The following is a 16,828-nucleotide window of genomic DNA, read 5'->3' on the forward strand; positions in this document are numbered from 1 at the left end:
GAAAGAGGACTTCAATATTAATCAAAACAGAACGCTTTAAGTTCTGGCGGGGATACGCAGCGCCATTTTGGGCCGAGTAGATTATAGTACAAACCTGGTTATCAGCACAATTCACAATCTAAGCTTTTGCGGACGATTGTGAAAGGGGGTGGTAATGAGCAGGGCGTTGGATCCAACCAATGTGATGTGAGTCAACGCTTGATCAACAAAGTTATAACCACTGATTGTAGATCTGATGGGGCGAATCGGCAGGCGGACGCAAAAAAACATCATTCAAAAATGGCTTTATTGGCGACATCTGATTCTTACACTGGGCGTGTTGATTCTGATCAGATGATTAACCAAATGAATCGTCATTTTCGAACGATGTCGAACCGACCGCTACGACCGATTTATCAGACGAAGGTACGGTTTTACTGGCTTTTAGTGGCATGTTAACTTAACTAGATCAAGCGCTAAAATCACATCGCGATTAGCAATATCAATCTTTTTCACATAAGTTACGCAGTGTCCAGCAATTGCATGGCACTAAAAGAAACGAGGTGGCAACTCTTGGATAGAGACTTGCTGATCTCGTTTTTTGTATAAGTTTATTATATGACATCTTAGTTATAAATAAAGCCTAATTTAAATCTTTTTTGACAAAATGTCAGTTGAAACCAGTTTCCCATTAGAGGAGTTGGATTGAAGGGAACGTGATTCAAATGGATTTTTTAGAAACTGTCCGACTCGCCCCAACCCAATTAGTAAAAACGACCCGGCCGTGGGAATGCTTTGATGAGTTGACCCATGATGCCGGATATGACTATTTAAGAAGTGGTCAGCAAGCTAGTCTACGTCAATGGTATCAACGCCGACAAGAACACGATCTAGTCAGTGTGATGAATGCCGGTGCTGGTAAAACGTTAGTCGGTTTGTTGGCGTTACAATCGCAACTAAATGAACACGAGGGTCCTGGTCTCTATTTATGTGCGGACCAAGTTCAAGCGGATTATGTGACCAAGTTAGCGCAGCATTACGGCCTAACGGTGGCGACAATGCGGACGGCAGAACAGCCAGCCAATGCGCTGATCGTGGCGGCAGTCGCTGACCTAGTGCCCCCAACCGCCGAGTTACCAGCCAGCCAGTTGACCCACTTGTCAATGCTGGTCCTAGATGATGCGTTAACTTGTCTGCAAGAACTACAAACAGCGTTAACTTGGCATATTGATTGTGAACAACAGGTAGAATGGTATACGTCACTCGTCACTAAATTCAGTCAAGACGCTGACACGCAACCGGCCAGTCAGTGGGCGGCGTTACAACAGACTGCGCCCGTCCCGTTGACCTTGGCGGTACCTTATTGGACGCTAGCTAGATTACAAACAGAAATTTTAGGTGGTCCAGTCAAGCCACCCGCTTGGTTGACCAATTTGGCTAATGTCGAGGTGTACGTTGATCAGCACGGCATTGACTTTCAACCGCACTGCTTACCGATTGCCCAATTGCCATTCTTGGCTCAAGCGCAGCACCGATTATTCTTGATGACGAGTCTCGCCGCGAGTGAGGATTTAGCCGGCCAGTTAGGCTTAGATGAAAGTAGCTTACTCAATCCAATCACCGTGAATGCGCCAAGTGACGTGGGTGAAAAGTTGATTATTACCCCGCAACAATTGGATATTCAATTAGATGATATGCGGATGCGAAGTTATTTAAAATATTTATTTGATAATGGCTTTTTAGCGACTAACCTCGTTATTTTGGTGCCAACAGCTGCGGCCGCTATTATTTGGAAAAAGATGGGTGCAAAAATTTATCAAGCCGCAGAACAAGCCAGCTTGATGACGGATCTGGCTACGAATCAGCCAATTATGGCCGTCGTGATCGGCGGTTATACTGAGTTGGATTTGGCGGCAGCGGCAAGTCATTGTCTTGTCTTGGATGGCTTACCGGTATCCAACCGGTTAGCAGATCAAGTGGCGTTGCAACGGGACCCAGAGGCGTGGTCGATGATCAACAATTTAGTTCGAATCGTGGAGCAAGGGTTAGGCCGCTCGGTTCGTTCCGGCGCCGACAGTTCGCTGATCTTTATCCTAGGCAACCAGTTACAAGCTTTGACGGTCATGCCGGCGATTCAGGCGCTATTTAGTCGGCGGACGCAAGCACAACTACAGTTTTCACAAAAGTTAGGCCAAGCCATCAAACAGACGAGTCAGACCGCGTCGGATGTCACGATTAAATTGAATCAATTGATCAAGGCGGTTTTGACGCGTGATGGGAACTGGCGAACAATTTATCGACAAAATATTAACTATAATTACCGCCAGTTGGTTCAGCGGACTTTGACACCTAAAGCGATCACGCAAGCCAAGCTGATTTATCGCGCGGATCAACAGGCTATGGCTGGAAACTTTCAGCAGGCAGTCGACTTGCTTAAACAATTGGCGCAACCTACTGCCATGACGCTGGAACGCTTGGCAACTTATGAGTATCAGCTTGACCCAGTCACGGCGTTGAAGACCCAGCAATATGCTTATCAAAAGAATCAGCACTTATTCCGACCAGCTGGGATGACTTATTTGCCGCGATCACGGCCCAGTTTGGCGGCGGGACAACGGCTTAAAAGTTACTTAGAACGTTTAAATTTTGATAACGGCAATGATTTAGCCATTTATTTTAAAGCCCGCGTGACGCCATTAGCAATGCCAAATAATTTTCAAACGGAAGACTTTCAACGGGCAATTGCGTGGATCGGTAAACTGATAGGATTTGATACTAGCCGTCCGGTCGCAGAGATGGTTCCGGGTTCAACCGGATTTTGGCGGGGCTCAGGCACGGATATCGTATTACAACTTGTCACGACGACGGACACAGCGCTAAATTCGGCCAGCGTGCAATCGGCGCTAACGTGGACTCAAACGACCTATGCACAACCAGAACTGCAATTGGTGTTGATGCAGGCCAAACGGTCCGTCCGACTTGCGCCAGAGCTAGTGCGACAGGCACGCGTTTTAACGGATACGAAAGTTGCTAACCTCAGTCAGCGAGTGGCCGACTTAGCCGCTCAACTGAGTGTCAAGACGCCCAGTTCGTGGACGGCAGCGGAATTGAGTCAATTATTGGCGAGTGAAAAGCTTACGATGACCGATTTTATGAGTGCCTTCACATTGCCGGCCCGTCAGGCAGAGGTGTAAGACTAATTGTAGTGAAATAAGCAAATAATCAAAAAAGCGACGACCACTAAAACTTTTGATGATAGCACCTCATCGAAGGCTTAGTGGTCGTCGCTTTGTAGTTATTTCAAAAAAACAAATTTAGTAATAATAAGCTAATAAAGCGGTCAAATTATTATAGGTTGCAGATTTTTTACTTGGAATATCTCCTAAACACCCAGAGAAGTCACCATAGCCGTCAGGAACTTGTGAATCATTTAGATCTTGAACACAATCGTTATACATTGTCTTATCACCAACTGTTGAGGCAATCATGGCTGCAATAGCATATGATGATGCTGCCGAATTTTTTTCGACTGGCGTGCCATCGGTATAATAATTATTATACAGGGTTCGATTGTGGACATGAGCTTTAATCCAACTGATACTTGCTGGTTGTGCTTTACCGATTTGGGCTAAATGCAAAATAACGAGCAGACTATCAATCGAGTTAACTTCTCCTTTTGCTTCAGGTAATGTAGAGTACTCTCCGGCTTTATAACCGTTCATGTCACCGTAATAGTAATAAGTTTGGTACCAAGGAAAGCTATCGCCTAAGTAGGCATTTTCTAATACTTTTAGCTGATCATCGTAATCTTTTTGACTCCAACCACCTTCACCATACACATATTTCAATTCTTGCATGTCTAAGTAGTCAAGACGAATGGCTGGTTCTTTGGTGCCATCCGCAAAATCAGTGCCATCGATCATTTTTCCGTTTAATAATGAATACTTCTTAAAACCAGTAACTAGGTCCTTAATTTCAGAGGCACGAGCGGCCGATGGTGATTTTGCTTGCATCATTGTCAAGGCGCGCATAATACGAAGGTCGTCTAACGAGGCGTTACCTTGTTTATAGTCTTTGGTTCGCGTGTTATACATCCAATAGAAGGCGCCATCACCATTAGAGAAGGTCTTCTTGACCTGTGTATAGTAATTATCAAAAGCAGTTGCATCACCACGCATTGCCAAAGTTTCAAGATAAAGTCCAGCAGATTCCGTAATTTGACTAAACATGTCATTATCTGTATCCACACTAGCCTTTTGGGCTTCAGTCATATAACCAGAATAGATACCAGAGTCAGTCATCATCGTATTAACCATAAAATGGTCTAAGGCAGTGACCTTACTAGCGATAACATTAGTGTTGTCCTGACTTAATGGCTTAATATCAGTCAATTGAGTCGGCTCACTTGGCGATACCGGATCAGTAACTGTTGCATCTGTTTCTGGGACCTTGAAATTAAGCGTATCCCAGGTCGAATAAGAAGCGTTTGTGTCCGATGCGCTCACGGCAAACTGAATCTGAACCGTGGTCGCAGCAGAAACCTGGCTTAAATCCAATTCAAGTTGTTTCTTATCGGTATTTACTACAGGTGCTAGATGATCGTTACTGGAATATTTAATACTGATAGAAGGTGTCACATCTTTATAGGACCCGTCGGACTGCTTAAAGCCTTTAAATAGTTTACTAAACGAAATAGTCGCACTTTTCTTGTCGGTACTATAGTTAATCACGTCCTCGGATGGCAAATAAGTGCCACTAACGGTCTGCCCAGCAAAGCCATAGTTTAAATCGGTATAGGTCGTTGTTGAATTTTTGAAACTAACTTTTGATGAGAGTACCCAAGTTGGACTATTTGCCACCAAGGCGTAGTTTCCGATATTTAATGAATATAGATTGTCACCACCGGGCATCACACTTGGTAATTTACTAATCGAATTATTACTAAAATCGGCTTGGACGAGTCCGGTTGCGTATTGCAAACCATCTAGGTCGGTAATGTCAGTAGTATCAACATGTAAGTAACGTAAATCTGCTAACATCGCAGGGGTAATTTGATTCACACTGGTGGTATTGTAGCCGCCAGCTGTATTAGCTGATTGGCTTAAATCATGTAATCCAGAATAAATGACCTTCTGTAAATTCTTGTCTGGCATCCAAGTATCAATGCTTGAATCGCTGGTTGCAGCGGCCGATACCGTCTGAGTTGGTAGACAAAGCGTTCCCATGCCAGTTATTGTCACCAAAGCTAGTATCATTCCGATTGCTCGAATAATTTTTTTCAATATAGTCTCCTCCAAAGAATATCATAGTAGCATAAGAAATATTAATATATTAATATTCAGATGTCTAGTGATGCTGGTTATATTTTTAGTCAGGGATGAGATACATAAGCTATTGGTATAGCCAATTGAGTCAACTGGTTTTAATTGATCATACAATCACCTGTATGCAACTGAATGATTCAACGAAATATGTCGACGTTAGTGTTAAGTTAAATGATAATCGAAATAATCTGCTATTGGTCTGTCGTGATACTAAGACGACGCCTGTTGTCGCAAGGCTATGCCAACGTTGACCAGCATATACTTTTGATTGATAATGTGATAAGTTGATACATATGGACCTATAGTTCAAGCTTTTAACCAACGGGGGAAATTATGTTACAAATCGGGATTATCATTCCGGCGCTCAATCCAGACAACCAACTCATTACATTAATTCGGAATTTTATTAATGCGCCTGCTCTGATGCAAAAAATTAAAAATTTTATCATCATTGATGATGGCAGCGATCAGGACCACCAACCCATTTTTGATCAATTGCAAACTTTACCATTAACTAATCTGACGGTGATCCACCACGCAACTAATCTTGGCAAAGGGGCTGCTTTAAAAACGGGTTTTCGTTACGTCCAAGCACACTTTCCATCGTTAACTGGCGTGGCAACAATGGATTCTGATGGGCAACATACGGTTACGGCGCTTAATAGTTGCTTGGATAAATTCGGTCGAAACTCACAGCAGCTTGTCATTGGTGTCCGTCAATTTACGACTGCTATCCCATTTCGGAGTCAGTTTGGCAATCTTTTAACTAGTGGGTTAGTCCGGATTTTAACGCATCAAAGTATTTCAGATACGCAAACGGGGCTGCGCGTTATTCCAATGGCGTACCTCACAGAACTGGTCAACTTTCCTGGTGACCGTTTTGAATTTGAGTTCGATATGCTTCTACAAGCTAAAAAATTTCATGTGCAAATCGTGGAACAACCGATTCCTACAATTTATCTCGATGGTAATGCGTCTTCCCATTTTCGGGTTATCCGGGATTCAATTGCTATCTATGCGCGTTTCTTTAAGTTTGCGGCGAGTGGCCTCATTTCGTTTGCTGTCGATATTAGTTTGTTTTATATTGTCCTGTTCTTACTTGGTAACCACATTTTAGACAGCATTCTAGTTGCCACCGTGGTTTCACGAGTGCTGTCTTCGGTGGTTAATTATGGGATTAATCATCGTGTCGTTTTCAACCGAGCAGGCCATCAAACACTCTTAAAATATGGGTGTTTATTTGTCATGCAGATGTTTGCCTCGGGACTTTTTACGGATGTTGTGACCAAAATCTTGCCAGCAACGACTGGACAACTCATGCCGACTATTGCCAAAATGATGGTTGATTTTATCTTATTCATTATTAGTTATCAGATTCAACGGGATTTTATTTTCAAAGAGAGGCCACAACATGTCCAATAAGCGGCGGTTTCTTTATTTTCTGGCCATTGCGCTGTCGGTTATTTATCTCATATGGCGAGTCTTCTTTACGATTCCGTGGCGGTCGTCGATTTTTACACTTATTTTTGCACTTTTACTTGTCCTCAGTGAGATTTTGTCGAACCTTACAGGCTTCATCCTAATTTTCTTTCGGATGCTTTCAACCAAGAAAAAATGGCGTTTGACGATCCCAGCGTTTAGTGCCACCGAGGGACTGCCCGATGTCGATCTGATTATTGTGACGCATAACGAGGATGTTGATTTACTCAGAAAAACGATTAATGCAGCAACTTATATTGATTATCCTAATAAAACTAAAGTACATATCGTGGTTGCGGATGATGGTAATCGGCCGGAAGTGATGGCCTTGGCTAAGCATTATCATGTTGGTTATTCTGGAATGGAAAATAATAAGCAGGCGAAGTCTGGCAATATTAACCATACGTTGGCTAAGTTACATTCACCACTTTTTGCTATCTTTGATACGGATATGATTCCGTTTTCTGGCTTCTTGCGCAATACCGTGCCTTTATTTACTGAAAACTTTCAGCAATTAGCGGATGATCCTGATCATACAGATCCACTTGGTTTTGTACAAACGCCGCAAAGTTTCTATAACGCGGATATTTTTCAATTTAATTTATTTTCTGAAAAAATCATTCCAAACGAACAGGACTTCTTTTCACGTGATGTTAACGTTTTAAATGGCGGCAACAAACGGGCACTTTTTACTGGTTCAAATGCGGTTTTTTTACGAAAAGCAGTGGATGAAGTTGGTGGGTTCCCAACGGATACGATTACAGAGGACTTTGAGTTGGGATCCATGCTGAACATGGCTGGTTACATTAGCTTGGCTACTAAGGTGCCTCAGTCCAGTGGAATTACTCCGATTGACATGAAAGGCGTGATCAAGCAGCGGACGCGCTGGGCTCGTGGCGTTATTCAAAGCTGTCGTAATTTGCATATTTTTACCAACCCACACTTGTCATTCATTAACCGTGTTATTTTGCTCAACACTTACTTTTATTGGTGGGCTTTTTTTCGTCGGATGATTTATATGATTGCACCTATTTTGTATGCCTTATTCAAGATTCAAGTTGTCAATGCTAACTTTTGGATTTTAATGGTGGTCTGGGCGCCCGGTTACTTCCTATTACATTATGTTATGGGGGACACTTCTGGGATGGGAGACACTGCCAAAATTCGTAATGAACGTTGGGGTGAAGTCCAAGAAACCTTTTTTGCGCCGTATTTATTTATTCCGGTCATTCTTGAAAGTCTGGGTATTAAAGCTAAAAAATTCAAAGTAACTGAAAAGAATGTGAGCTACTCACTCAAAGATAAGCTTCATATCTTGCCTTACTTAATTCTATGGACGATTACACTCCTTGCCATTATTAAGTTTAATTATGGCAAATATGGTTCAGAAATTTTAGTTGGGAGTGTTATTACGTTTTGGCTATTGATGCACTTTGTTAATTTAAGCATGTGCCTATTTATCTCACTTGGTCGTCCGGTCTATCGTAAAAATGAACGTTTTATTCGACAGGTTCCCGGAACGGTACAAACAAGTGACGGCAAGTGGCATCAATTATTGACTGAAGATGTTTCTGAAGGTGGCATTGCGTTTAAGATTACAGATGGTGCTGTTGAAGACATTGCTGAGGGTGATAGCATTAAGTTGACCGTCAAGCATCAAGATTTTGATGTTCAGCTTAGTGGGAAGGTAGCCCGTATTAGCCATCGTGATGACACGGCAATCTATAGTGTTCAAGTTACGGTTGCCCCTGATAAAAATCGAGATCACTATTTACAATTGATTTACGATGGGGCTAACAAAACGCTACCTAGTGTTCAAGATACTTGGGTCACGCCTTTTGACGAGTTATACATGAATCTCGTTGTTCGGGCGCGCACCTATGAACGTAAATTCAGTCGACGGTTCAACCGCTTTTAGAAAGGAACAATTAACATGTCAGCTTGGATTGGGTTTATTTTATACGCAATTGGGTTATTGGGGTATAACGGTACGCTCCGACGTCTCGGTGTTAGTCCTTATTTAGCTTGGATCACTGCCATGCTGGTCCAAATTTTAATGCTATATGGTTTTGCAATGACGGGCTGGTTAAATTTAGGAATTCAATTAGTCACCGTGCTTGGAATTGGTTTAGCCATTTTGTGGGTGGGATTAAGTTTCTTTCGGAAAGCACAATTAAAGTTTGAAGGGATTCATTTATTCGACTTTTGGATGGTTGGTCTAGGTATTGTGACTGGTCATGCGTTATGGCAAAGTCCTTTGGTCCATTACGATAATTTTTCTCATTGGGCGGTAATGGTCAAGTTTATGGTCTTTACCGGCCGCTTGCCTGGTGCCAAAGACCAGCTCATCTCATTTACGTCATATCCACCAGCAACAGCACTTTTTATAACCCAGTTTGTGCACTGGGTTGGCTTTAGTGATGGCGCCATGTTAGTCGCACAGTTTATTTTGATCTGGGGTTCGGCTTATGCGATTTTTGCGGGGTTACGTGATCGTTCACGGGCATTAACTAGTTTTGCTTTATGTTTTACTTTAGCTATTTCATTTGTTTTCAATGTTGCCATTCGACTCAATAACTTGCTTGTTGACTATGTTTTGCCAATTATCACGATTGCAGCGCTCGTGGGAATCTTTGTTTATCGTAAACGACCGTTGCTATTGTGTGCTCACGTGGCATTATTCTGTGGCACGTTGTTACTTGTGAAAAATTCAGCAACTTTTTTTGTCGTCATGATTGGGGTGTATTTCTTGTACATACTAATCACAAACCATCACTGGCGTTGGCGTCGGTTACTAACAGTTCCGATTCAGTTTCTCATGACGTTAGGAGTGGGGGCGTTGCCTTTTGCTTGGTGGGAATGGCATGTAAAACACACTTTTACGGTTTCCAAACACCAAATCAGCACTCAAGCGTATGCTAAGCAATTGAATGGGGAGAGTCATCAGGCGCTTATTAAAATTGGTCATAAATTTTTAACGCAGATTTTAAGCTTAAATTCGCTTTCAACTAAAGGTATCTTGCTCATTAATGTCACGCTGATCTTGACCTGGTTGTTTATTCGATTTCGGCAACATCAACGTAACGATTTACTGGGGATGGCGGTACTTTTAGATGTTATTTTTATCGCATATTATGGCAGTTTGTTTGGAATGTACATTCTATCAATGCCCTATGCTGAGGCCATTTTACTTGATGGTTTTGAGCGCTATATGGCTAGTATTGTTATTTTAAACTTATTTATTGGCGCCATTGCGTTAGTCCGAGTTCTGGACCGTCAACAATTTGAGCAAAATTTTCAAAAACGCAATACTCAGGCGTTTAAGAGTGCCACGACTAAAAATATTTACCAAATGGCGACATTGGTTACTGGTTTCTTTGCGATTACCATGATGTATTCGGAAATTACCGGGACTAAATTTACTAATAAAATGAATCACAACACGTTGCCTTTGCAGATGACTAGAGTTTCTAAACAGTGGCATCACTTAAATCACCGCAAAGTTCTGATTGTTGATCCCAAAGTAGTGGACGTTAATGACTACTACGCGGGTTATGTTGGCCGCTACTGGTACTTTACGGATAAGGCAGTTGGTCAGGAAAATTTCATGATGACGCCAAAAGTGTTCAAACAAACCATTGAGAACTATCAGTATGTGGCGATTCCTGAAACGCACCGAACATTTACAGTTCTGACTAAAAAAACGTTTCATCAACACGTGGTGACCGGGCTTTTTAAAGTGACGAAAAATAAGTTAATTCGGATGCATTAATATAGTGAAAGTAGGGATTGTTTTGGCGGTTTTGGGGTTTGTTTTCTTTGCGTTAGCGTTAATTGGCTATAGTAGTACCTTACGTCTTTGTCATGTTAATCCCTATTTAACTTGGATCACAGGAATTTTAGTTGAAATTATAATGCTATACGGATTTGCTATGGTCAACCTACTTCGGCCGGGAATCTGGATTGTTACTAGTTTAGGCGTTCTCTTGTTGTTGAGCCGCCTAATTTTCGGTTATTTGGGTAAGGTCAGTATTCATTATGAAGGTTTGCACTTATTTGACAGTTGGATGATCTTTTTAGGAATTGTCATGGCAGTCGTGCTATTTCAGAGCCCACTAATCCATTATGATAACTTTTCTCATTGGGCGACCATTGTTAAATTCTTAATGTATACGGGTCACTTGCCAGGGGCACAGGATACGATTATTTCGTTTACCTCTTATCCGCCAGCCACGGCACTATTTATCACACAGTTTGTGACATTTACTGGCTTTAGTGCTGGTAATATGCTGGTTGCCCAATATATCTTGATCTGGGCGGGGAGTTATTCGATTTTTGCCACACTTCGGGATCGAACTCGCGGGCTGAACTCGATGCTCTTATGCCTGACGATTGCCATTTCATATGTTTTTAATATCAATATTCGTCTCAATAATTTGCTCGTTGACTATGTCTTAGCGATTCTCACCGTAGCGGGTTGTGTGGGTATTTTTGTTTATCGGTATCGGCCCAAAATGTTGGCGGCTCACGTGGCGTTGTTTTGTGGCACATTGCTACTGGTTAAAAACTCAGCAGCTTTTTTCGTGACTATTTTAGTCATTGATTACTTAGTCACGTTGATTCGACATCGTACTACCGGACACTGGTTTCGACAAATCCTCCGATTAACGTGGCAATTCTTAGGGACACTAGTCATCGCTGCACTGCCGTTTATTTGGTGGGAGGGCCATGTCCATTCAACGTTCACAACTTCGAAGCATGAGATTAATGCAGCTGCTTATCAAAGTCAACTGGCTCATGACGGTGTTCAGGGATTTTTGCAAATCGGACAAGCCTTTTTAAAGCAAATTTTCAGTTGGAACTCATTATCGACCCAAGGCTTTTTAGTGATTAATATTGGTTTGATTAGTGCGTGGGCCATTATTAAGTATGGTTGCCATCACCCCAATCCTTTGGTCAAATTACTGGGAGGACTCGACCTGATTACTGGCCTCTATTATGGCAGCCTTTTGGGCATGTACGTGTTATCGATGCCATATGCTGAGGCAATTACCCTAGATGGATTTGAAAGGTACATGTCGACCGTTGTTGTCCTAAACTTATTTATTGGGATGATCGTTATGGTTCGTGTGATTGACGAAACGTTTTACGAACAAGACTTGGCAGCACGTAGCACACTCACGTATCAGTCAATTTGGACTAAAAATGGTTACCAGTTAGCAACATTTTTAGTCATGTTTTTTGCCATTATTATGATGTATTCTGAAATTAATGGCACCACGTTTACGAATCACTATAATCGTCGTGCTTTGCCAGTTACGCTCTCTAAGGTGGCCCAGCCATGGACCAAACTCAATCATGCTAAGATTTTAATTGTTGATCCGCAAAAAGTTGAAGTCACAACGTATTATGCCGGTTACTTAGCGAATTATTATTTTTTTACAAATAATGCGAGTGGCCAAGCAACTTTCAGCAAGTCACCACGGGTTTTTCGCAAGACTTTAAATCAGTATGAATATGTTGTTGTACCGAAGTATGATCGTCGCTTTAGTCGCGGCGTCCGTCAAACTTATCACCAGCATGTTCGTACGGGCTTTTACCGGATTCATCAAGATCGGTTGACTCAGATTCAGCGTTAGCAGCGGGGAAATTTATGAATTCAGCATTTGGATACTATGATGTGCGATGGTGGGTCAGTGTGAACTGACTTCTCATCGCACGTTTTTTGCACAAAAAAACCTTCGTACGGGAATACGAAGGTCAAAAGGAGTAGGTCAGCATGCAATTGGGGAATCACATGCTGAGAACCTAGCAAGCGTTTATTCATATAAGCGGGGGGGCGTTCACATGCCGCTTACTAGGCATGTCAGAGTTACGCGCTCTGACGGATTTCATTACTTTGGAGGAGTAAATGAAAAGAATGTTAATTGTTATAGTAGCAATCTTGGAGGGGAATCCTTAATTGCTATGAATATAATATACCAACGAAATATGAAGAAAGTGTGGCGATGATTTTTCAAAAATAAGAAGACTTTCTTAAACTGACGTCATTCGGTAAAAATAAAGTTATTTATAGTTGATTTTTAAGCTATTGGGCAGTACGGGTCACAAAAAGAATCGTTGAATGAAATTAACCTAAACAGAAATAGTCGCTTAATGGGCGATAAACGAACCTGATAATTAAGTAATTTATGGCGTTTGGGGGCACAAATTGGCATCAACGACTTTTGACAGAATCACTTGTGCTGATTATTTAGGTGAACATAATCAATTTTTAGTTTGTTGACTGAATTTAAATGAATCAAGACAGTTTATACAAAATATCAGAATATAGATATTTTGTAATGGGAATCATTGGAACGCTGTATTTATCTTACATACCATTTTAATTGTTAAATTACACAAAATTAATTGTCATGAACAATTGCCACTCTGCGGGACTATTGCCAGTGAAATCCGGTCAGATTATACTTTGATTGTACACAATTGGTTGAGTGCCAATTGGAGAAGACTAATCAAACCTATCTAAGCATAGGCTATCAGAAATAAGGAGTGTACAGATCATGAAAAGATTAATCACACGTTTAGTTTTAGTTAGTTTGGCCATATTGGTGGCCCCGACTACGGTTAAAGCTGCCGATACTACTAGCCCAGATCAACCACTGGCAACCGGTAAAACGACTGCCAAGATTCAGTTTGATGCTAGTGACACGACCAGCCTAAAACCAATGAATCCTAATAATCCTAATACGGCGGTGACCGATCCAGTCTTGGGTCAAGGAACAGTTACGAATGTGAAGTCTGGGGCGTCATTTGTTTATGTGACCGAAAACATGACCTTCGGGAAAACGGCAAATTTAATTGATATGTTTCAGGCACAAAAATACCCAGCAGAAGTGACCTTGAACGAGTCCAAATTGACTAAGGCGGTATCAGATGACTGGAAAACGAATTTTATCGTTGAGGTTGCGGATGGCCGCGGTGCTAATGCCAATTGGCAATTGCGGGTTTCAGGATCGCCACTCTCAACGGGAAATACGAGCGTCGATGGGGCAAAAATCGAGTGGCCCAGTGCCGTGATTCATCGTAGTGGTGAGGCGCCCGAACAAGCACTACAGGCGGGAAATGCGACGACCATTCAGTTAGATCAGTCGTCTAATACGATTTTGTCATTTACCGGGAAAGAAGCTGCTGGGGTAACGACTGCACAGTTTGCACCTAAGGATATTATGTTAGACGTTCCAGCTAATCGTGCACAACCAGGGACATACAGCACGGATCTTAACTGGACTTTGGCCGACACACCCGCGTAAAAAGGGTTCACGCAGTAAGGGGTTTAAAGGATGTTGATGAAAATACGATTTTGGGGAATCGTCAGGGTCATGTTAGGACTGTTAGTGGGCTTGTCTTTAGCACAAGTGAGTCGCGCGGCAACCACTGGACCCAGTAATAATATTGGTTTCAGTGTGTCAGCGCAATTACCGAAAAATCAGGTTAATACAGCGCACACTTATTTTGATTTGCAATTATCTTCTGGTCAGAGCCAAACATTAAAAGCTGTTATTTATAATGTGACTAATCGTGATATTCAGGTCAAAACGGGCATTCATACGGCCTACACTAATGGCAATGGTGTTATCGAATATGTGAAACCAACGACGGTTTTTGATCCTTCGTTAAAACTTCAGATTGGTCAATTGACGCGAGTTCAAGGGAAATCAGTGGTGACAGTACCGGCAAATGGGACTAAAGTCGTCACAGCACAGGTCAAGATTCCGAAAACGGCTTTCCAGGGCACGATGTTAGGCGGTTGGTATTTCGAAAAACTCACTGAGAAAGTCACCAGTGAGGTCAAAGGGTCAATGAACGTTCGTAACCAGTATTCTTATGTCATTGGGATGAAATATTCGCTTGGCAAGACACCCAAACCAGCACTCAAACTGGGACAAGTTGAACCCAAAGTGGTTAATGAACACCAAGCCATCGTCGCTGATTTGCGGAATGTTTCAGCGACAATCAATCAAAACTTGAGCTTGACGACAACCATCACTAGTAAGGCCACTGGCGACGTGGTGAAAACTGTCAAAAAAGCGTCGGTACAATTAGCCCCGAACACGGTGTATCACTATCCTCTTTTAACGGGAACGTCGGCGTTAAAATCCGGTCATTATCAGTTGAAAATGATTGTTAAGGGCCAGTCACAGCGCTGGGTGCTTGAAAAAGACTTTACCATTACTGCGTCTGCTGCTAAAAAGCTGGCTCACCAATCCGTTGAAAATAAGGGGCTCAATTCCATCTGGCTAGTAGTTGCGGGAGCGGTGGGGATGCTGGTGATCGGTGGATTACTGGCTGGATTGGTCTTCTTTTTAAGGAAACGGCGACGAGATGAGTAAAAAACTAGCAGCGAAGCGCTTATCTAACCCAAAATCGTGGCTTCCCATAAGTAAGTTTTGGCCACTTTTGCTGACCATCGGTGTTTTATTGACTTTTGTGACAGACAAACCATTGACGGCAGTTGCGCAAACCGGTACTAGTCATTTCGACAACCTATCGTTAAGTGACCCTTACTTTGAAAAAACGGCTGCGCAACCGATGCAGAGCCAGTATCAGAATGAGTTACGACGATTTCCTGAATTGACGTCAGTGAGTGCGAATTATACGAGCAACGATCATCGGGTGACCAGTGACACAACAACGATTGATGTTAAATTTAGTGGCAATGCTTCTATTGATGAAGACATTGCTAGAAAGAATAATATTCTAAAATTTGAATTAGTGGTCATGTCTGGGAAGCAATCAAGTCTAGATCTGGCTGATTCAATAAAATACTACGGTAATACGCCATACGGTGGTGGGGAGACGACGACTAGTATTGGTTTTAGCGCTAATTATGATCACTATATCAATGTGGGTCTAAAGAATATCAAATCAAAGCTGCCATTGAAGGTTGGGTTTCGACTAACGACTCGGCAACATCCGAATGTCTGGACCACCTATAGTTTTGGCACGATTAAGACGCAACCACTCAATACTAAGCCGACAATCGATCAGTTAACGCCGGCTAGTCAAACGATTGAAGGCCACGGGACACCTGGTAATTATGTCACTAGTAATATCGATCCAGACAATGAACAGCAGATTTCACCAAGTGGCAAGTATCAGCTGGCGTTGAAGAATCCTTTGGGAGTCTATTTGAGTGATCGAGAGGCAGTCACGGTGACTGAGAGTAATGCTGCGGGCGACGCGGCGAGTGCTTCTCAGTACAAATTGAATTTGTCACATGCGGCACAAAATCCAGAATTTGATCTTGAAGATTCCGCGGACTTAACGCCGGAGACCTTACCAGAGGCAATCGCCAAGCAACTTGATTTTAAGGTCGAGAATACAACGGATGTCAAGTTTGAGAGTAGTTACAGCGTCGAAATGCTATCAACTTTGATTGAAGCGTTAAAGCTTGGTAAAACGATTGAGGTGCCAATCTACGCAACGAAACCAGGCTATATTCAGTCAAATACGATCGTGGTAAAAGTGACTAAAAGCCATGGAACTGTCATTTTTAATCAGAGCATGGGTGGGCTAGATTTTGGAGAAGTCACGGTGCCGATGCGCCCAACACGCTTTTTCCCCGTAACTAACTTTGAAATTACGGTCAAGGACCATCGTAGTAAGCCAGTACCATGGCAACTTTCGGCGCAAACGGTTGCCTCAGACACTAAAGATAGCTATGATTTGAGACCGTACCTTCATTTTCTGGATAAGAATTTGCAGGAACAGTCGCTTGATTCAAGCGTCGTTGTTTATCGAAAAGCCGCGACCGATACGCAGACGCTCACTTCAATTCCCTTTGGAAATAATGCCGCTGCGGTAGGTCCGAAGATTTGTATTACAGCCGGTCCGGATATGAAGGTTGGCAAATATGCGGCGACGATTCAGTGGACGTTGGCGGACGTCCCAGTCAATGGAAACTAACTAAAAGGCCTAGTATCGATGAAAGTTAATCGGTACTAGGCTTTTAGACCATCTTGCAGTGTCAAAGTAGCTGTTAA

At 42.4% G+C, this 16,828-nt stretch carries 9 protein-coding genes; 8 read left to right on the top strand and 1 reads right to left on the bottom strand.

Annotated features, from left to right (window positions below; genetic code table 11):
- Window positions 1–704 precede the first annotated feature (704 nt).
- Window positions 705–3,173: a DEAD/DEAH box helicase family protein gene (locus RA086_RS01460; protein WP_308702155.1), complete on the top strand. Its 2,469-nt coding sequence runs from the start codon at window positions 705–707 to the stop codon at window positions 3,171–3,173.
- Between the two features lie 120 nt (window positions 3,174–3,293).
- Here the strand turns inward: RA086_RS01460 and RA086_RS01465 are convergent, their stop codons facing one another.
- Window positions 3,294–5,261, bottom strand: coding sequence for a leucine-rich repeat domain-containing protein (locus RA086_RS01465; protein ID WP_308702156.1), 1,968 nt, complete (start codon window positions 5,259–5,261; stop codon window positions 3,294–3,296).
- 375 nt (window positions 5,262–5,636) lie between these two features.
- On the opposite strand from RA086_RS01465, the gene RA086_RS01470 reads away from it, so the two are divergent.
- The 7 genes from RA086_RS01470 to RA086_RS01500 all read left to right on the top strand — a co-directional run bounded on the left by RA086_RS01470 (window position 5,637) and on the right by RA086_RS01500 (window position 16,751).
- Entirely contained in the window at window positions 5,637–6,725 is a 1,089-nt protein-coding gene (locus RA086_RS01470) for a glycosyltransferase (RefSeq protein ID WP_308702157.1), read from the top strand.
- The gene (locus tag RA086_RS01475) at window positions 6,715–8,700 is read left to right on the top strand and encodes a glycosyltransferase family 2 protein (RefSeq protein ID WP_308702158.1); all 1,986 of its coding nucleotides are present in this window, start codon (window positions 6,715–6,717) and stop codon (window positions 8,698–8,700) included. Before RA086_RS01470 ends, RA086_RS01475 begins: the two co-directional genes overlap by 11 nt.
- Window positions 8,701–8,715: 15 nt before the next feature.
- Window positions 8,716–10,554 (top strand): ABC transporter permease, encoded by a 1,839-nt coding sequence (locus RA086_RS01480; protein WP_308702159.1) that lies wholly within the window; start codon window positions 8,716–8,718, stop codon window positions 10,552–10,554.
- A gap of 4 nt (window positions 10,555–10,558) precedes the next feature.
- The gene (locus tag RA086_RS01485) at window positions 10,559–12,421 is read left to right on the top strand and encodes an ABC transporter permease (RefSeq protein WP_308702160.1); all 1,863 of its coding nucleotides are present in this window, start codon (window positions 10,559–10,561) and stop codon (window positions 12,419–12,421) included.
- A gap of 924 nt (window positions 12,422–13,345) precedes the next feature.
- Window positions 13,346–14,095 (top strand): WxL domain-containing protein, encoded by a 750-nt coding sequence (locus RA086_RS01490; RefSeq protein ID WP_308702161.1) that lies wholly within the window; start codon window positions 13,346–13,348, stop codon window positions 14,093–14,095.
- A gap of 30 nt (window positions 14,096–14,125) precedes the next feature.
- Window positions 14,126–15,175: a DUF916 and DUF3324 domain-containing protein gene (locus RA086_RS01495; RefSeq protein WP_308702162.1), complete on the top strand. Its 1,050-nt coding sequence runs from the start codon at window positions 14,126–14,128 to the stop codon at window positions 15,173–15,175.
- Between the two features lie 97 nt (window positions 15,176–15,272).
- Window positions 15,273–16,751 carry a hypothetical protein gene (locus tag RA086_RS01500; RefSeq protein WP_308702163.1) on the top strand — a complete coding sequence of 493 codons (1,479 nt, stop codon included), beginning with the start codon at window positions 15,273–15,275 and terminating at the stop codon, window positions 16,749–16,751.
- The last annotated feature ends 77 nt before the right edge of the window (window positions 16,752–16,828 follow it).

This window comes from Lactiplantibacillus brownii (genome assembly GCF_031085375.1).
In the GTDB taxonomy this organism is placed as follows: Bacteria; Bacillota; Bacilli; order Lactobacillales; family Lactobacillaceae; genus Lactiplantibacillus; species Lactiplantibacillus brownii.

Coding starts and splice junctions, on each gene's coding strand:
- RA086_RS01460 (WP_308702155.1), top strand. CDS start 705: ATGGATTTTTTAGAAACTGTCCGACTCGCCCCAACCCAATTAGTAAAA.
- RA086_RS01470 (WP_308702157.1), top strand. CDS start 5,637: ATGTTACAAATCGGGATTATCATTCCGGCGCTCAATCCAGACAACCAA.
- RA086_RS01475 (WP_308702158.1), top strand. CDS start 6,715: ATGTCCAATAAGCGGCGGTTTCTTTATTTTCTGGCCATTGCGCTGTCG.
- RA086_RS01480 (WP_308702159.1), top strand. CDS start 8,716: ATGTCAGCTTGGATTGGGTTTATTTTATACGCAATTGGGTTATTGGGG.
- RA086_RS01490 (WP_308702161.1), top strand. CDS start 13,346: ATGAAAAGATTAATCACACGTTTAGTTTTAGTTAGTTTGGCCATATTG.
- RA086_RS01495 (WP_308702162.1), top strand. CDS start 14,126: ATGTTGATGAAAATACGATTTTGGGGAATCGTCAGGGTCATGTTAGGA.